Annotated in this window: 19 protein-coding genes; 9 read left to right on the top strand and 10 right to left on the bottom strand. The window is 57.6% G+C overall.

Annotated elements, in window-relative coordinates; translation table 11 throughout:
• Window positions 1-623 precede the first annotated feature (623 nt).
• Window positions 624-2,000: a pyridoxal-phosphate dependent enzyme gene (locus tag CWM61_RS20020; RefSeq protein ID WP_165785082.1), complete on the top strand. Its 1,377-nt coding sequence runs from the start codon at window positions 624-626 to the stop codon at window positions 1,998-2,000.
• Window positions 2,001-2,010: 10 nt separating this feature from the next.
• Complete coding sequence (locus CWM61_RS20015; RefSeq protein WP_100631774.1) at window positions 2,011-3,159, top strand: trans-sulfuration enzyme family protein; 1,149 nt, start codon at window positions 2,011-2,013, stop codon at window positions 3,157-3,159.
• Here the strand turns inward: CWM61_RS20015 and CWM61_RS20010 are convergent, their stop codons facing one another.
• A complete protein-coding gene (locus CWM61_RS20010; protein ID WP_061153316.1) occupies window positions 3,160-4,071 on the bottom strand; it encodes a LysR family transcriptional regulator in 912 nt (303 codons plus the stop codon).
• A gap of 97 nt (window positions 4,072-4,168) precedes the next feature.
• Between CWM61_RS20010 and CWM61_RS20005 the strand changes: the two genes are divergently transcribed.
• The 3 genes from CWM61_RS20005 to CWM61_RS19995 all read left to right on the top strand — a co-directional run bounded on the left by CWM61_RS20005 (window position 4,169) and on the right by CWM61_RS19995 (window position 5,590).
• A complete protein-coding gene (locus tag CWM61_RS20005) occupies window positions 4,169-4,771 on the top strand; it encodes a short chain dehydrogenase (RefSeq protein ID WP_012540553.1) in 603 nt (200 codons plus the stop codon).
• Between the two features lie 86 nt (window positions 4,772-4,857).
• Window positions 4,858-5,202 carry a hypothetical protein gene (locus CWM61_RS20000; protein WP_074387704.1) on the top strand — a complete coding sequence of 115 codons (345 nt, stop codon included), beginning with the start codon at window positions 4,858-4,860 and terminating at the stop codon, window positions 5,200-5,202.
• A 199-nt stretch (window positions 5,203-5,401) separates the two neighbouring features.
• Window positions 5,402-5,590 (top strand): hypothetical protein, encoded by a 189-nt coding sequence (locus CWM61_RS19995; protein ID WP_032733814.1) that lies wholly within the window; start codon window positions 5,402-5,404, stop codon window positions 5,588-5,590.
• A gap of 196 nt (window positions 5,591-5,786) precedes the next feature.
• On the opposite strand, the gene CWM61_RS19990 is transcribed toward CWM61_RS19995, so the two are convergent.
• The 3 genes from CWM61_RS19990 to CWM61_RS29395 all read right to left on the bottom strand — a co-directional run bounded on the left by CWM61_RS19990 (window position 5,787) and on the right by CWM61_RS29395 (window position 9,178).
• Window positions 5,787-6,968, bottom strand: a complete 1,182-nt coding sequence (locus CWM61_RS19990; RefSeq protein ID WP_008806493.1) for a PLP-dependent aminotransferase family protein — start codon at window positions 6,966-6,968, stop codon at window positions 5,787-5,789.
• Window positions 6,969-7,113: 145 nt separating this feature from the next.
• Window positions 7,114-8,979, bottom strand: a complete 1,866-nt coding sequence (gene gss, locus CWM61_RS19985) for a bifunctional glutathionylspermidine amidase/synthase (protein ID WP_100631773.1) — start codon at window positions 8,977-8,979, stop codon at window positions 7,114-7,116.
• Between the two features lie 76 nt (window positions 8,980-9,055).
• A complete protein-coding gene (locus CWM61_RS29395; protein ID WP_046881918.1) occupies window positions 9,056-9,178 on the bottom strand; it encodes a hypothetical protein in 123 nt (40 codons plus the stop codon).
• A 20-nt stretch (window positions 9,179-9,198) separates the two neighbouring features.
• Here CWM61_RS29395 and CWM61_RS19980 point away from each other — a divergent pair, with 20 nt between their 5' ends.
• Both CWM61_RS19980 and yghU read left to right on the top strand, forming a co-directional pair.
• Window positions 9,199-9,759: a DsbA family protein gene (locus CWM61_RS19980; RefSeq protein ID WP_004150918.1), complete on the top strand. Its 561-nt coding sequence runs from the start codon at window positions 9,199-9,201 to the stop codon at window positions 9,757-9,759.
• Between the two features lie 47 nt (window positions 9,760-9,806).
• Window positions 9,807-10,673 (top strand): glutathione-dependent disulfide-bond oxidoreductase, encoded by an 867-nt coding sequence (gene yghU / locus CWM61_RS19975; RefSeq protein WP_100631772.1) that lies wholly within the window; start codon window positions 9,807-9,809, stop codon window positions 10,671-10,673.
• A 72-nt stretch (window positions 10,674-10,745) separates the two neighbouring features.
• Here the strand turns inward: yghU and CWM61_RS19970 are convergent, their stop codons facing one another.
• From CWM61_RS19970 to exbB, 5 genes are all read right to left on the bottom strand, one after another.
• Window positions 10,746-11,033: a DUF2623 family protein gene (locus tag CWM61_RS19970; RefSeq protein ID WP_074387583.1), complete on the bottom strand. Its 288-nt coding sequence runs from the start codon at window positions 11,031-11,033 to the stop codon at window positions 10,746-10,748.
• 77 nt (window positions 11,034-11,110) lie between these two features.
• Window positions 11,111-11,998 (bottom strand): YghX family hydrolase, encoded by an 888-nt coding sequence (gene yghX / locus CWM61_RS19965; RefSeq protein ID WP_100631771.1) that lies wholly within the window; start codon window positions 11,996-11,998, stop codon window positions 11,111-11,113.
• 122 nt (window positions 11,999-12,120) lie between these two features.
• Window positions 12,121-12,615 carry a TIGR00645 family protein gene (locus CWM61_RS19960; protein WP_061153309.1) on the bottom strand — a complete coding sequence of 165 codons (495 nt, stop codon included), beginning with the start codon at window positions 12,613-12,615 and terminating at the stop codon, window positions 12,121-12,123.
• Window positions 12,616-12,755: 140 nt separating this feature from the next.
• Window positions 12,756-13,181 (bottom strand): TonB system transport protein ExbD, encoded by a 426-nt coding sequence (gene exbD / locus CWM61_RS19955; RefSeq protein ID WP_002916785.1) that lies wholly within the window; start codon window positions 13,179-13,181, stop codon window positions 12,756-12,758.
• A 6-nt stretch (window positions 13,182-13,187) separates the two neighbouring features.
• On the bottom strand, window positions 13,188-13,919 hold the full coding sequence (gene exbB / locus CWM61_RS19950) for a tol-pal system-associated acyl-CoA thioesterase (protein WP_061153308.1): 732 nt from the start codon (window positions 13,917-13,919) through the stop codon (window positions 13,188-13,190).
• Window positions 13,920-14,169: 250 nt separating this feature from the next.
• On the opposite strand from exbB, the gene metC reads away from it, so the two are divergent.
• Together metC and yghB are read left to right on the top strand one after the other, a co-directional pair.
• Window positions 14,170-15,357 (top strand): cystathionine beta-lyase, encoded by a 1,188-nt coding sequence (gene metC / locus CWM61_RS19940; protein ID WP_074387580.1) that lies wholly within the window; start codon window positions 14,170-14,172, stop codon window positions 15,355-15,357.
• A 131-nt stretch (window positions 15,358-15,488) separates the two neighbouring features.
• The gene (gene yghB / locus CWM61_RS19935; RefSeq protein WP_061153306.1) at window positions 15,489-16,148 is read left to right on the top strand and encodes a DedA family general envelope maintenance protein YghB; all 660 of its coding nucleotides are present in this window, start codon (window positions 15,489-15,491) and stop codon (window positions 16,146-16,148) included.
• A 48-nt stretch (window positions 16,149-16,196) separates the two neighbouring features.
• Here yghB and CWM61_RS19930 read toward each other — a convergent pair whose 3' ends face one another.
• Window positions 16,197-17,096: an AraC family transcriptional regulator gene (locus CWM61_RS19930; protein WP_100631770.1), complete on the bottom strand. Its 900-nt coding sequence runs from the start codon at window positions 17,094-17,096 to the stop codon at window positions 16,197-16,199.
• Window positions 17,097-17,275: the final 179 nt, after the last annotated feature.

The raw sequence follows: 17,275 nt of genomic DNA, 5'->3' as shown, positions 1-17,275 counted from the left end.
CATCGAACTGCGTTCGATTATTCGCCGCACAGCGGCTCACCCCTTCGGGGCCAACGCGACAAGCGCGCTGTTCAACGCCTGCGGCGTTAGTCCGAGTCCGGGCACCACTATTTAAAGAACCCGCCCAAAAGGCGGGTTTTTGCTTTTCTGCATCCGGACTCTCCATCGAACTCCGTTCGATTATTCGCCGCACAGCGGCTCACCCCTTCGGGGCCAACGCGACAAGCGCGCTGTTCAACGCCTGCGGCGTTAGTCCGAGTCCGGGCACCACTATTTAAAGAACCCGCCCAAAAGGCGGGTTTTTGCTTTTCTGCGCCCTCTATCCGTGGGTTTCTACCACGCCGTATCCTCTGTGCCATTAAGGCCTGTTCCCCATAGAATCTTTTCGAAAATACATTTTCAGATATCAGATAACACGCTGATTCAAATCGCCATTTTATCGCTAAAAGCGGCTAAAAACGCCCTTTTCTGGAAATCGATCCGCCCAGGTGGCTACCCTGCTTTCCCTCCAGATGGCCAAATAGCATCTTATATTCCATTTGACGCTAAAAGACAGAGAAATGTTCTTTAAATTACCGTTTTCACAGCTCTACCATGCAAAAATATCTTAAACGAGTGGGTAAATGGTTATGTCACTGTTTCATTCCGTGAGCGACCTGATCGGTCATACTCCCCTGCTCCAGTTGCACAAACTGGATACCGGCCCCTGCAGTCTGTTTTTAAAACTGGAAAATCAGAACCCGGGTGGATCAATTAAAGACCGGGTTGCGCTGTCGATGATTAATGAAGCCGAGCGCCAGGGAAAACTGGCGCCCGGAGGAACGATAATCGAAGCCACCGCCGGCAACACCGGCCTCGGGCTGGCGCTGATCGCGGCGCAGAAAAATTACCGGCTGATCCTGGTGGTGCCGGACAAAATGAGCCGCGAGAAAATCTTTCACCTGCGGGCGCTGGGCGCGACGGTGCTGCTCACCCGTTCCGACGTCAATAAAGGCCACCCGGCCTATTATCAGGATTATGCCCGCCGCCTTGCCGATGAAACGCCGGGCGCCTTTTATATCGACCAGTTTAATAACGACGCCAATCCGCTGGCCCATGCCACCTCCACTGCGCCGGAGCTTTATCAGCAGCTGGAGGGCGACATTGACGTCGTCGTTGTCGGCGTCGGCTCCGGCGGCACGCTGGGCGGGCTTCAGGCCTGGTTTGCTAAACACTCGCCAAAAACGGAATTTATTCTCGCCGATCCGGCGGGTTCGATCCTTGCCGATCAGGTTGATACCGGTCGCTATGGCGAAACGGGATCCTGGCTGGTCGAAGGGATCGGCGAAGATTTTATCCCGCCGCTGGCCAGGCTGGAGGGGGTGCATACCGCGTATCGCGTCAGCGACCGCGAAGCGTTCCAGACTGCGCGTCAGCTGCTGCAGGTCGAGGGCGTGCTGGCCGGCTCCTCCACCGGCACCTTGCTCAGTGCCGCGCTGCGCTACTGCCGGGCACAAAGCCGTCCGAAACGGGTGGTGACCTTCGCCTGCGATAGCGGCAATAAATACCTGTCAAAAATGTTCAACGACGACTGGATGCGCCAGCAAGGACTGATCGCCCGGCCCGAACAGGGCGATCTCAGTGATTTTATCGCCCTGCGTCATGATGAAGGCGCCACCGTCACCGCCGCGCCGGACGACACCCTGGCCGCGGTCTTTGCCCGCATGCGGTTGTATGACATCTCCCAGTTGCCGGTGCTGCAGGATGGTCGCGTCGTTGGCATCGTCGATGAGTGGGATTTAATCCGCCACGTACAGGGCGATCGCCAACGCTTCTCCCTGCCGGTCAGCGAAGCGATGAGCCGCCATGTTGAAACCCTCGATAAGCAGGCGCCCGAGAGCGCGCTGCAGGCCATTTTCGATCGCGGCCTGGTAGCGGTGATCACAGATAACGCACGTTTTCTTGGTCTGGTCACCCGTAGCGATGTACTGACCGCCTGGCGTAACCGACTTGCACAATAAGGAATTTTTTATGTCATCTATCCACACCCTGAGCGTACATAGCGGAACCTTCACCGACAGCCACGGCGCAGTGATGCCGCCGATTTATGCTACCTCCACTTTTGCTCAGCCGGCGCCGGGGCAGCATACCGGCTATGAATATTCCCGCAGTGGGAACCCTACCCGCCACGCGCTGGAGACGGCGATCGCCGACCTGGAAAACGGCACGCGCGGCTACGCGTTCGCCTCCGGGCTGGCCGCCATCTCCACCGTGCTGGAGCTGCTGGATAAGGACAGTCACCTGGTGGCGGTCGATGATGTGTATGGCGGCACTTACCGCCTGCTGGAAAACGTTCGCCGCCGTAGCGCTGGTCTGCAGGTGAGCTGGGTGAAACCCGACGACCTGAAGGGGATTGAGGCGGCGATCCGCCCCGATACGCGCATGATCTGGGTGGAAACGCCCACCAACCCGCTGCTGAAGCTGGCCGATCTCAGCGCCATCGCCGCCATCGCGCGACGCCATAACCTGATCAGCGTCGCCGATAACACCTTCGCCTCGCCGGCGATCCATCGCCCGCTGGAGCATGGATTTGATATTGTGGTGCACTCCGCAACCAAGTACCTCAACGGCCATTCCGATGTCGTCGCCGGCCTGGCGGTGGTTGGCGATAACTCCGAGCTCGCGGAAAAGCTTGGCTATCTGCAGAATGCGGTAGGCGGTGTACTCGACCCGTTCAGCAGCTTCCTGACGCTACGTGGTATCCGTACCCTGGCGCTGCGGATGGAGCGCCACAGCGCGAACGCGCTGCAGCTCGCCGAATGGCTGGAACAGCAGCCGGAAGTGGAGCGAGTCTGGTTCCCCTGGCTGGCCTCGCACCCGCATCATCAGTTGGCGCGCCAGCAAATGGCGCTGCCCGGCGGCATGATTTCGGTGGTGGTGAAGGGCGATGATGGTTACGCCGAGCGCATCATCAGCAAGCTGCGCTGGTTTACGCTTGCGGAGAGCCTGGGCGGCGTGGAGAGTCTGGTGAGCCAGCCCTTCAGCATGACCCATGCCTCGATCCCGCTGGAGAAACGTCTGGCGAACGGCATCACGCCGCAGTTGATCCGCCTGTCGGTGGGGATCGAAGATCCCAACGATCTGATTGCCGACTGGCAGCAGGCGCTGCGGGAAGAGTGATTATTCCGACGCGCGGCTCGGGGTCAGCGCGTCGGCCATTCCCTGCTGAAGGTGGGCGATAAACTGCGTCAGCTTCGGCAGGGGCCGACGATCCTGGCGCCAGAGCAGATGCACGGGTCTCGGCTGCGGGGTCCAAGCCTCCAGCACCCGCACCAGGCTGCCGCTGGCCAGCGCATCGGCCAGTAGCACCTCCGGCTGCATCAGCAGCCCGGCCCCGGCGATCGCCGCCTGGCGCAGCGCGTAACCATCATTACAGCGTAAAATCGCATCGCGTTTCCAGCGCACTTCCCCCTCCATGCCCGGCAGCCGCCACTCGTTGCGGGCGGTCCAGACCGTATGGGACAGGCAGAGATGATCGGCGAGATCCTCCGGCGTCCCGGGGGTCCCGTAACGCGCCAGATAAGCCGGCGCGGCGCAGATCACCATCCGATACGGCGCCAGATAGCGGGCCACCAGATCCTCCTGATGGATCTCGCCAATGCGGATCGCCAGATCGACCCCCTCATCCACCAGATCGACCATCCGGTTAGTCAGATCCAGTTCCACCCGGACCGCAGGCCAGGCCTGCAGGAAGGTGGCGGTCAGGGGCGCGATCACGCTGGCGCCAAACGAGGTGGGGGCGCTCACCCGCAGAGTGCCGGCGGGCGCCAGCCGCAGCCGCTCGACCGCGCTTTCGGCGATGGAGACCTGCTCCATCACCCGTTTCGCTTCGTCAAAATAGACCCGCCCGGCGTCGGTGAGGCTCTGGCGTCGGGTGTTACGCTCCAGCAGACGCGTCGCCAGCTGGCTTTCCAGCTGGGCGATATATTTCCCGACCATCACCGCCGACAGCCCCAGGCGCGACGCCGCCCCGGTAAAGCTGCCGCACTCCACCACGGCAATAAACGTCTCCATCCCTCGCAGCTTATCCATATTGCTAACCTCTGGTTAGTAATGTTCTAACTTTTAGCCAGTTTATCCGATATTCGTTTTATTAAAGAATAGCCTCTCACCTCATCAGGAGACAGCCATGAAAATTATCGTTATCGGTGCCAGCGGCACCATCGGTCGCGCGGTCAGCGAAGAGCTGAGCCAGAGACATGACGTTATCCGCGTCGGCCGCACCCGGGGAGATTATCAGGTGGATATCACCTCGCAGGAGAGCGTCGAGGCGCTATTTGCCCAAACGGGCGAAGTAGATGCCATCGTCTCCACCACCGGCAATCTGCACTTTGGGCCGTTAAGCACCATGACCGACAGCCAGTTCAACCTCGGGCTGCAGGACAAGCTGTTGGGGCAAATTCGCCTGGCGCTGATCGGGCAGCATTTCCTGCGTGACGGCGGGTCGATTACCCTGGTCAGCGGTATTGTCGCCCAGGAGCCCATTGCTCAGGGGGTCAATGCCACGACGGTCAACGCCGGTCTGGAAGGCTTTGTGCGCGCCGCCGCCTGCGAACTGCCGCGCGGGATCCGCATCAATCTCATTAGCCCCACCGTACTCAGCGAGTCGCTGGCGGCCTACGGCGACTTTTTCCCGGGCTTTGCCAGCGTCCCCGCTGCCGCCGTGGCGCAGGCCTATCGTCGCAGCATTGAAGGCGTTCAGACCGGCCGCATCTACCCGGTTGGCTACTAGCCTGTGCCGGCCCGCCGGGGCCGGCGCTTACATCAGGCCGTCATTGCAGGTACACTTACCGCTGATTGTCTCCGGCCGAAAAACTGATGTTGAAAAAATTACCTTTTATTATCCCGCTTTTAGCGCTTATCGCGCTGCTGGTCTGGTGGTTCACCCCGCATTACACCGCAGATGAAGAAGCCTACTACCGGGCAGTCTTTTGCATGATCGATCATGACGACAGCCGCCAGTTCCTCCACGATATGCAAAATATCGTCGAAGGGGGAAATTCTGACTATGCGTTGCATAAAACCCATTACCTGCCGGCGCTGGGGCAGCGGATGCTGGACACCTGGCACCAGCTCAGCGCACAGGAGCAGCAAATATTGGGCGAAGATCGGCAGCGCTGTGGCGAGATATTGCGCGAAAAACAGCAGGGAAAATCATCCTGACGGGGGGCGAAATCGCAGTATATCTTCAGCGTCGAATGAGATTGTGCTGTTGATGACCAGATGACTGCCACAAAACACCCCGCCCTTGCGGGGCCGCGATATGACGTTTTTTTCTGCAGCGACATACTATAAAAAGTAGTTGATCTGGTACGAACTAACTCTTATTTTGCTTCTCAGTTTTCAAAATGAGATAAAACTGATGCCAGTCATTATTGCCAGTAGTATTAAAGAAGCCAAAGCGTTGATTAACGGTGGGAAATACAGAGAAATTATTCTCAACTTCGATATTGATGCCGATGACTTTTTCTCTCTCGCCAGCCATTCTGCTGGGACAAAAATCTCCATCTCCGACCGAAACGATCGCTCTCCGGTAAACTCAGAAAAATAATTAACCCGCGAGGGACGTTTATGTGGTTGTTTATTGGCACCTTTGCGGTTGCTTTTCTCGCATCGCTGATGCTGGTCTGGCTGGATGACCGGATCGCCGAAACAGATTGATCCTGGGGCTGGACGCTAACGTCAGTTCCTCCCGCTCTCGTCGCGAAGGGCTGTGCGCCGTCGTTAAGCGGCGCACAGCAGAGTCGTTACAGGGAGGCCGCCAGCCGCTCTACGGCCGTCAGCAACCCGGCCTCTGACACCGTGGAGTAGGAGAGACGCAGAGTACGGGTATCCGGCTTATCGTGATAGAACGCTTCGCCAGGAACGTAGACCACGCCGTTTTCCAGCGTTTTCTTCATCCATTCCATGGTATCGAACGGATAGCGGAAACGCGCCCACAGGAACATGCCACCCTGCGGGCGGCTGAATTCCAGGTGCTCGCCAAGGCGGCTTTCCAGCGCGTCGGCCAGCGCCACACACTTCTTGCGGTAGTCTTCGCGAATCAACGCGATCTGGTTCTCCAGCCGGTTCATGCCGAGGTACTCCGCGGTAATCACCTGCGACAGCATATTGGTATGCAGATCCGCCGCCTGCTTCACGATCACCGTCTGCTGCGCCAGCCAGTCCGGCATCACGACCCAGCCTATGCGCATCCCCGGCGCGAGGATCTTCGAAAAGGTCGAGGTGTAGACCACCTGATCTTCACAGCCCAGCTCAACCGCGTGCTGATAGAGCGGGCGTCGAACGGCGTCAGTGAAGCTAATTTCGCCATAGGGATCGTCTTCCAGAATGACGAAGTCATATTTTTTCGCCAGCTCAACCAGGCGACGACGACGCGTCTCGCTCAGCGTTTTGCCGCCGGGGTTGCCGAACGTCGGCACCAGATAAACGGCTTTGACGCGGGTGGTCTCCAGCAGGTCGGCCAGTTGCTCCACCAGCATCCCGTCATCATCGGTGTCGACACTGAGAATATTGGCCTGCGCCAGCTGAAACACCTGCAGCGCCGCCAGATAGGTGGGACGTTCAACGACGATAGTGTCACCTGGATCGAGCAGCGTACGAGCAACGATATCCAGCGATTGCTGCGAGCCGGAGGTGATATAGACCTGAGCGGGAGAACAGGTCACGCCACGGGAGTGACAGATTTCACTCACCGCCTGACGTAGCGGCGGGTAGCCCTCCGTCAGACCATACTGGAATGCGTCATGAAAACGTTCGCTCATCACCTTCTGCACCGCCAGCTCCAGGCCTTCGGTATCAAACAGTTCCGGGGCCGGAATGCCGCCGCCAAGCGAGATCACGCCGGGCAGTTTACTGTGCTTGAGAAGTTCGCGGACGGCGGAGGGCTTGAGTTCACCCGCGCGGGCGGCGAGACGCCGATCGTGCATACTATTTTCCTTTTCTGTCTTGTTGTTGTGTTAATTATCTTCGCTTCGTTGCAGGTGTTCCCCGGCGGCGCGTACCATGCCGGGGCTATCCTTTTCAGTACGTTGTCATCCGGACAGGGGTATGCCGCTACCCGGGTTTCGCACGTCATGCTTTGTCTTTCAAAACGATTAACGGCTCGATATCGCTCTCTTTTTTCACCACCAGCGACGAATCGCCGCGCAGGCAGGTACCGCCGTAATTACCGCCAACGGTAAACGTGCACACCTGAATGTACTTACCGTCGACTTTCGGCAAGCACCACAGCTGCTGGTAGATATTCTTTCGATCGACAAACTGGCCGCTGGTCTTATCCAGAACCTCATCCTGAGGACCGATCAAATCGATATTGTTCCCGCAACGTCCGGAAATGGGCTTAACCGCGTAGCCGGTTTTCGCCAGCTCCTCGTTAACCACAAAATCGGTATCCAGCAGATAGCGATGATGCGGGAACAGCGACCACAGCACAGGCAGAATCGCTTTGTTGCCCGGGATCACCGTCCACAGGGGTTCGAATACCAATACTTCAGGACGCAGCAGGACGTCAATCAGCCGCACCTCATTCTGCGGATGTCCGGTACGAATCGGCACCGCCGCGTACTCATCGGCGCTGACTTCGCGCACCTGCTCAATGGCGGTTTCCCATGCCCAGGTTTTCCAGACGCAGTTGACCAGCCGCCCGTCAGCGTCAATCAGCTGGCCGGCGGCGTCCCAGCGCAGCTCATCAAGGCCAAAGAGAATTTTGCTCTCAAAACCGGCCTGGGTCAGCGAACGCTGGATAAATTTCGCGTGGTAATTCTCTTCCAGATCCTTGTCTTGCATGATGTGCACGAAAGGCCGCGCCCGGCTGTGTTTCCACGCCCCCGCCAGCTCATCGAGCAGACCTTCCGCCGGATTGTGGCCGGTGCCGTAGTAGCCCTGCTTCAGCCATTGCTCAAGGATCAGCCCGCCTTCGGTATGGCAGGAGGCGGAGTCGGCATTGTACTCGTACACCTTCAGCCCGCGCTCGTCCATGCAGAAATCCATGCGCCCGGTGATCATATGATGACGACGGCGCTGCCAGGAGAGACGCAGACGCGGCCAGAGGATTTTCGGGATATCAAACAGCGCCAGCAGGTTATCATCCTTCATCACCTTATCAGTGGCGTGCAGATACATCAGATGCAGCTCGTTAGTGGCTTTGATCAGCTCCTGTTCGGCGCTTTCGCTGATGGTGAAATACTGGTAGGGATCCTGGTTGATGAAATGGCCGTTGGCCGCCACGTAGGCTTTTTGCAGCGGATCTTTCTCGTTCAGCCATTTGCCGCGGAACTGGCCGTTGTTCGGCAGCCGCGCGCCTTTGATCGCCATCGCCTCGCCAGGCAGCACCGGCTGCGGCAGGCTGTGTTCGGTATCGGCGGTCTGGATCATCCAGCCTAAAATTTCGGTATCGGTAAAGGTATCTTTGATGGTGTACCGGCCGGCGTTGACCTCGAGGGTCAGCTCGCGGGTCCACTGCTGGCCCTGCGGCAGCGGCGAGTGAATGACGTTCTGCTCGGCGATACGCACTTTATTGCCGACAAGCTGGGTGATCACCGCGACGTGGCCGGTGTGCTTAAACTCGCCTCCCTTCTGCCAGATCAGTAACGAACCGGCGATGGGCGGACGGCGGGAACCGTTGGCGAAGGCCTGCAGCGGCAGAATGTTGTCATTGACCACTTCACGCAGGAAACGCAGGGAGAAGATTTCATACGCCATCCCCACATCGGTAAAGACAAACCCGTAGGTCAAGAACAGGAAGCGGCGTGCAAACTCGACGCACTGCCATTTATGTCCCATATACTCATTATCGATGTAGCTGCGAAACGTCGCGTCATCCGGATAGTCTTGCGGATTTAAGCTACTGTAATTCGATGAATAAATCGCCACGCCGCCGGGCGCGTAGCCTAACAATGTCCCAAACGGGGCGTCACTGCTTGTCGATCCTTTGCTCATTTAGCCTGACCTCAAATTAATGCAGCCCGGGCAGTTGGCGAAACAAAACTCCCTCTTCTTATCCTGCCGCAGGCACTTACCAGACAGAGGTGTAACGATGATACCACTCATTCGTTTCGCTAATCGTGCCGTTAAGGAAAATAACCCTGCAGCCGGAAGCAAAAGTGATATCGTTATCGGTGATATAACAAAAAAACAACGCAACATCAGGAGTCGACAATGAGCACACCCTCGCATCTGAATGCCCAACCGCTGGTCTGGGGACACGGCCCGCGGACGTTTGAGGTGTTCCTTGAGCCCACCTGCCCCTACTCTGTCCGCGCGTTTAATAAACTCGACGACCTGCTTGATGAGGTCGGCGCCGATAACGTTACCATCAAGATACGCCTGCAGTCGCAGCCGTGGCATCTGTTCTCCGGGGTTATCGTCCGCTGCATCCTCGCCGCGTCCACCCTGCCGCACGGTAGAGAGCAGGCGCATAAGGTGATGCAGGCCGTGGCCGACCATCGGGAAGAGTTTGAGTTTACCGATCACTGCAGCGGGCCGAACATGAACGCCACGCCGCAGCAAATCATTGAACGCATTGAACGTTACAGTCACGTGCTGCTGGGGGCCGCCTTTGCCCGCCCGGAGCTGCAGGACGTGATCAAGTGGCACAGTAAATACGCCCGTCAGAACGGCATCCACGTCTCGCCGACCTTTATGGTCAATGGCCTGGTGCAGCCGGATCTGGGCAGCGGCGATGATGTCAGCGTGTGGGCTGCGCGCATTATGGCCTGAGGTCACCTGCTACACTTTTTGTACATCCACGAAAAAGGCAAACCAGCATGTCAGAGCAAAACTACCAGCCACCAAAAGTGTGGGAATGGAAGCAAAACAGCGGCGGCGCGTTCACCAATATCAACCGTCCCGTTTCCGGCGCGACCCATGAACGCGTCCTGCCGGTCGGTACCCATCCGCTCCAGCTATACTCACTCGGTACACCCAACGGCCAGAAGGTGACCATCATGCTGGAAGAGCTGCTGGCGCTGGGCGTCAGCGGCGCGGAATACGACGCCTGGCTGATACGCATCGGCGAAGGCGATCAGTTTTCCAGCGGCTTTGTCGACATCAACCCGAACTCGAAAATCCCAGCCCTCAGCGACCACTCCACCACGCCGCCGACCCGGGTATTTGAGTCCGGCAACATTCTTCTCTATCTGGCGGAAAAATTTGGCTTCTTCCTGCCGAAAGATCCTGCCGGTCGCACCGAAACCCTCAACTGGCTGTTCTGGCTGCAGGGCGCGGCGCCGTTCCTCGGCGGCGGCTTCGGCCACTTCTATAACTATGCGCCGGTGAAGATCGAGTACGCGATCGACCGCTTTACGATGGAAGCCAAACGCCAGCTCGACGTGCTGGACAAACAGCTCGCCCGTGGTCGCTATGTGGCTGGAGAGGAGTACACCATCGCCGATATGGCTATCTGGCCGTGGTATGGCAACGTGGTGCTGGGCAATGTCTATAACGCGGCGGAGTTCCTCGACGCCGGGAGCTATAAAAACGTGCTGCGCTGGGCGCAGGATGTCGGCAACCGTCCGGCCGTCAAGCGCGGACGCATCGTCAACCGCACCAACGGCCCGCTCAATGAGCAGTTGCATGAGCGCCACGACGCCCGCGACTTTGACACCCAAACGGAAGATAAGCGCCAGGCGTAAGGTCTTTACCCTTTCCCGCTGACGGGAAAGGGCACACACCACAGGACGGCTCCGCCTGCGAAGCCGTCCTGTTTAGCTTTCCAGCCGATACCCCGCCAGAAAATAGCGCATCGCCATACCCGAATCCCCTTCTTTGAAGAAATCCATCACCATATCTCTGTCAAGGCCATAGCGACGGGTCAGGATCCCCGCCTCCCACGCGCTGAGCTGGCGGTCGCCGGTTTTTTCAAACATGCGGTGCGAATAGCCGAGCACAAACCCGCGTTTATAGTCGGCGCAAAAATTCGCCGCATGCGCGGCGGTGTCAGCATAGGATGCCTGTAGCCCCGCCATTAAGCCTTTTCCAAAATGATTTTCCATCGCGCCCCCTAATCGTTATATAATAAATTATATAGCGTTTTTTTGAGCGAGCGGTAGCGCTATTTATGTCGTTTGCGCTAGTGTAAATACTTCTCAAACCATGCCAGCGTGCGTTGCCAGGCCAGATCAGCCGCAGCCCGATCGTAGCGCGGCGTGGAATCATTATGAAAGCCGTGATTCACGCCCTGATAGAGATAGGCCTCGTAGATTTTATGGTGTTCCTTCAACGCCTGTTCATAGGCGGGCCAGCCTTCATTAATGCCGCTATCGAGGCCGGCATAGTGCAGCAGCAGCGGCGCTTTAATTTTATCGACCTCCTTCAGCGGCGGCTGGCGGCCGTAAAACGGCACCGCGCAGGCTAGCTCCGGGATCGCCACCGCCGCCGCGTTGCTGACGCCGCCGCCGTAACAAAAACCGGTGATACCGACCTTCCCCGTCGCCTGTGGATGCTTCGCCATAAACGCGACCGCCGCAAAAAAATCATTCATCAGCTTCACGGGATCGACTTTCTGCTGGAGCGCGCGGCCTTCATCATCATTCCCCGGATAGCCGCCGACGGAGCTCAGGCCATCAGGCGCCAGCGCGATATATCCCGCTTTCGCTACCCGCCGGGCTACGTCTTCAATGTAGGGATTCAGGCCTCGGTTCTCATGTACCACCACAACGGCGGGCGCTTTGTCGGCTATTTTCGTCGGCGTCACCAGGTAAGCCCGCACTTCGCCGTGGCCGTCAGGAGAGGGATAATGAATATACTCCGGACGGATATCCGGATCGGTGAACAGTACCTGCTCTGCCAGGGCATAGTCGGGCTTCAGCAGATTAAACAGCGCCAGCGCGGTCATCCCGCCGACAGTATATTTCCCCGCCAGCTGGAGAAACTCGCGTTTGCTGATTTTGCCGTGGGCATAGTAGTCATAATACTCGAGCAGCTGCTGCGGGAAATCTTTGGCCGTTAATCGCGTCATCACCCTGCCTCCGTTGTTAAGCGCCCTTTAAGCAAAGCAGAAGCCCGGACATACGCCAGCGCAGAGAAGCAGAAACGGGGGAGAAAAAAGCCCAGCGGCTAACACCGCCGGGAGAGAAGAGATCAGTGTTTCACTTTGTTCAGACGATCAAGATAGCCCATCACAAAGGCCGAAAGGACGAAGGTCAGGTGGATAATCACGTACCACATCAGCTTGTTGTCCGGCACGTTTTTCGCATCCATAAACACCCGCAGCAGGTGGATAGATGAGATCGCCACAATTGACGCCGCGACTTTATTCTTCAGGGAGGTGGCATCCATTTTACCGAGCCAGCTCAGCTTCTCTTTCCCTTCATTGATATCCAGCTGCGACACGAAATTTTCATAGCCCGAGAACATCACCATCACCAGCAGGCCACCCACCAGGGTCATGTCCACCAGCGACAGCAGCGTCAGGATCAATTCCGACTCGCTGACGCTGAAGATATGCGGCAGAACGTGGACGATCTCCTGAAAAAATTTGATGGTCAGCGCAACCAGCCCCAGCGAAAGGCCAAAATAAACCGGTGCCAGCAGCCAGCGCGAAGCGTACATAGCGTTTTCCAGAAAGCGTTCCATATAATCCTGTTAGTTAACAAAAAGAAGCGACATTATATCTCAGACAGATAACGTGATGGCAACGCCAGGCCAACACGTCGCCGACAAACGGCCATAAAAAAGGCCGGCGCGTGGCCAGCCTTTTCAGGAAAAGAATCGGGTTATTTGGCTTTGACGGTCTCTTCGCCCACCAGCCCGATCTTGAGATAGCCCGCCTGATGCAGGGTATCCATCACTTTCATCATCGTCTCGTAATCGACGGTTTTATCCGCGCGGAAGAAGACGGTGGTATCTTTTTTGCCGGCAGTCAGGCTATCCAGAGCGTTAATCATATTCGCTTCGGTCACCGGGTCGTTGCCGAGGAACATGCTCTTATCCGCCTTCACCGACAGGTAGATAGGTTTTTCCGGTCGCGGTTGCGGCTGGCTGGAAGAGGCCGGCAGATTCACCTTTACGTCAACCGTCGCCAGCGGCGCAGCCACCATAAAGATAATCAGCAGAACCAGCATGACGTCGATAAACGGCGTCACGTTGATCTCATGCATTTCGCCGTTATCGTCCAGATTTTCATTAAGACGCATCGCCATAGCCGATCAACCTACCCGTAATTTCTGCGCGCTGCGCACCGGCTTCACGCCGCTGGCGCTGAGGTCCAGGTCGCGACTTTGCAGCAGCAGCACCTGAGCGGCGATGTCGCCGAGCGAGGCCTTATAGCTGCCGATCATGCGGGCGAAGATGTTATAGATGACTACCGCCGGGATGGCGGCGAACAGGCCGATGGCCGTCGCCAGCAGCGCTTCCGCGATGCCCGGGGCTACCACCGCAAGGTTGGTGGTCTGCGTCTGGGCGATACCGATAAAGCTGTTCATGATGCCCCAGACGGTACCAAACAGCCCCACGAACGGCGAAATGGCGCCGATGGTGGCCAGATAACCGTTGCCGCGCCCCATATGGCGACCGACGGCCGCGACGCGACGCTCAAGGCGGAAACCGGTTCGTTCCTTGATGCCTTCGTTGTCTTCTGCACCGGCGGAGAGTTCAAGTTCGTTCTGCGCTTCATTGATAAGCTGGGTGGTCAGGCTTTTCGCTTCAAAGGCGCTGGCGATATCGCTGGCCTGATCGAGAGAGCGGGCTTCTGCCAGCTGCTGCTGTTCACGTTTGAGGCGGCGCTTGCTGGCGAGGATTTCCGCCCCCTTGCCGAAAAAGATGGCCCAGGTGACGACCGACGCCAGAATCAGGCCAATCATCACCACCTTAACGACAATATCGGCATGATGATACATACCCCAAACGGAGAGATCCGCCTGCATCAAATTATTACCCACGCTCTATCTCCACGACGATAATCACAAAATCTGCCCACAATAATATCAAAACGACATCGAATTGATAGTGGTTCTCATTAGTATTTACACTGTGCAGCAAATCACGTTTATTTTCCTTGCGCTCACGCAGTAAAAAAGCGGCTTACCGCGGGCCTGGTAAAATTTTCGCCTGTATCGGCGCCGCGCTGGTACAGAAAAGAAGATTCATGCTAGTTTAGACGTCCAGACGTATAAAAACAGGTTCATCAACATGGCTGATAAACATCTTGATACCGCGCTGGTCAACGCCGGGCGGAGCAAAAAATATACTCAGGGCTCAGTGAACAGCGTGATCCAGCGCGCTTCATCGCTGGTTTTCGACACCGTAGAAGCCAAAAAACACGCCACCCGCAACCGGGCCAACGGCGAGCTGTTCTACGGACGCCGCGGCACCCTGACTCACTTCTCGCTGCAGGAAGCGATGTGCGAGCTGGAAGGCGGTGCCGGCTGCGCCCTCTTCCCCTGCGGCGCGGCCGCGGTGGCCAACACCATCCTGGCGTTTGTCGAGCAGGGCGACCATGTGCTGATGACCAATACCGCCTATGAGCCAAGCCAGGATTTTTGTACCAAAATTCTCGCTAAACTCGGTGTCACCACCAGCTGGTTCGATCCCCTCATCGGCGCCGATATTGCCCATCTTATTCGGCCGGAGACCCGCGTGGTGTTCCTTGAATCGCCCGGCTCCATCACCATGGAAGTGCATGATGTGCCTGCGATTGTCGCCGCCGTGCGTAAGGTCGCTCCGGAAGCGATTATCATGATCGATAACACCTGGGCGGCGGGGATCCTGTTTAAAGCGCTGGATTTTGGCATCGACATTTCCATTCAGGCGGCCACCAAATACCTGATCGGCCACTCAGACGGCATGGTCGGCACCGCGGTGGCGAATGCGCGCTGCTGGGCGCAGCTGCGTGAGAATGCCTACCTGATGGGGCAAATGCTGGACGCCGATACCGCCTATATGACCAGCCGCGGTCTGCGCACCCTGGGCGTGCGCCTGCGTCAGCACCATGAAAGCAGCCTGCGCATCGCCGAGTGGCTGGCGCAACATCCGCAGGTGGCGCGGGTAAACCACCCCGCCCTGCCCGGCAGTAAAGGCCATGAATTCTGGAAGCGCGACTTCACCGGCAGCAGCGGTCTGTTCTCGTTTGTGCTCAACAAACGTCTTAGCGACGCCGAGCTGGCAGAATACCTCGACAATTTCAGCCTGTTCAGCATGGCCTACTCGTGGGGCGGCTTTGAATCGCTCATTCTGGCCAATCAGCCGGAGCAAATCGCCCATATTCGGCCGGAGGCTGAAGTGGATTTCAGCGGCACGCTGATCCGCCTGCACATTGGTCTCGAAAATGTTGACGATCTGCAGGCGGATTTAGCAGCGGGCTTCGCGCGTATCGTGTAAAGTGACAGTCAGTGGCAACAATGGCGGACGTTTTTTATCGAAGCGGCCGCTTTTGTTGCGCCCGGGATCAAGGTGCTCGGGTCTCTTCAGGAGTACACTAGTCAACAATACGGTACCACTTAGGAAAGTCCATGGTTGTCATTCAAGAGATTGTCGCCGCGCTGTGGCAACATGATTTTGCCGCATTGGCGAACCCTCACGTTGTGGGCGTTGTATATCTGGTTATGTTCGCCACCCTGTTTCTGGAAAACGGGCTGCTGCCCGCGTCCTTTTTACCGGGAGACAGCCTGCTGCTGCTCGCCGGCGCGCTGATTGCTAAAGGCGTCATGGACTTTGTGCCTACTATCGCCATTCTGACCGCCGCCGCCAGCCTCGGCTGCTGGCTGAGCTATGTGCAGGGGCGCTGGCTGGGCAATACGCAAACGGTGAAAGGCTGGCTGGCGCATCTGCCGCATAAGTACCATCAGCGCGCCACCTGTATGTTTGATCGCCACGGTCTGCTGGCGCTGCTCGCTGGCCGCTTTCTGGCGTTTGTCCGCACTCTGCTGCCAACCATGGCGGGGATTTCCGGCCTGCCGAACCGCCGCTTTCAGTTCTTCAACTGGCTGAGCGCCCTGCTGTGGGTTGGCGTGGTCACCGGTCTTGGCTATGCGCTGAGCATGATCCCGTTTGTGAAGCGCCATGAAGATCAGGTGATGACCTGCCTGATGATCCTGCCGATTGTCCTGCTGCTCGCGGGCCTGCTCGGCACGCTGTTCGTGGTTATCAAAAAGAAATACTGCAGCGCCTGACGGCCACCTGCCGGGGGGCCTGCGCCCGCCCGGCCTGCCCTCCCGATATTACACGCCCTGCATCGTGCGAATACGTGCAGCATCTTCCCCGGGCGTCATACCGAAGTAGCGCTTAAACTCACGGCTGAACTGCGAAGGGCTTTCATACCCCACCCGCATCGCCGCCGCGCTGGCCTTCATGCCGTCATGGATCATCAGCATGCGCGCCTTGTGCAAACGGTAGGTTTTCAGATACTGCAGCGGTGAGGTACTGGTCACTGATTTAAAATTATGGTGAAACGCTGACACGCTCATATTCGCTTCCGCCGCCAGCTGATCGACGCTCAGGTTTTCAGTGTACTGGCTCTCAATATGTTTCAGCACGCGGCTTATCAAACTGAAGTGGGTCTGCCGACTGACCAGCGCCAGCAGTGCGCCGCCGCAGGGGCCCGTCAGCACATAGTAGAGGATTTCACGGATAATCTGCTTGCCAAGAATGCGCGCGTCCAGCGGACGATCCATGACGTCGAGCAGCCGTTCGGCAGCGCATAAAATATCTTCGGAAAGCACTGCCGAATTTATTCCGCTGGAGGCGACGGCGGGCTGAAACAGCGGATCCTCGCCAATATCCATCAGCAGCTCCTGCAGCTGCAGGATATCGACGTTCAGACGCATCCCGGCGAGGGGCACCTCAGGGGTCGCAAAGGTTTCGCACTCGAAGGGCAGCGGCACGGTCAGCAGCAAATATTCATTTGTGTCGTAGCGAAATGTCCGTTCATTGATATAACCAATTTTATGGCCGGAAAAGAGAAAAACGATCCCCGGCAGGTACATCACCGGCGTCCGGGTACCCGGCTGCGTCCCATACAGCAGGCGGACGTCAGGCAGCAGCGAACTTAACAGTTCGTGCTTATCTTTCAGCTGGTTAACTTTCTCCGTCAATATCTGGCATATCTCTGCATGTTGCATTGCCACCGTCTCCCCCGATGTTTCTTCACCCGTACATTGTGCGCAGGCTGGCGAGAATTCTCCAGCTACATGGAGAAATAGGCAAGACATCGGCAGAAATGTGCATTGAGGGTCAACGGTGCCAGGACCACAATAACCGTCATCTGGCAGCGGTATCGTCCCTGTCGGCGGTTTTACTC

Origin of the sequence: Klebsiella sp. K-Nf6 (assembly GCF_002806655.1) — a bacterium.
In the GTDB taxonomy this organism is placed as follows: domain Bacteria; phylum Pseudomonadota; class Gammaproteobacteria; order Enterobacterales; family Enterobacteriaceae; genus Klebsiella; species Klebsiella variicola.
The sequence above is the reverse complement of the archived record's forward strand: the minus strand, read 5'-3'. Positions and strand labels throughout refer to the sequence as shown.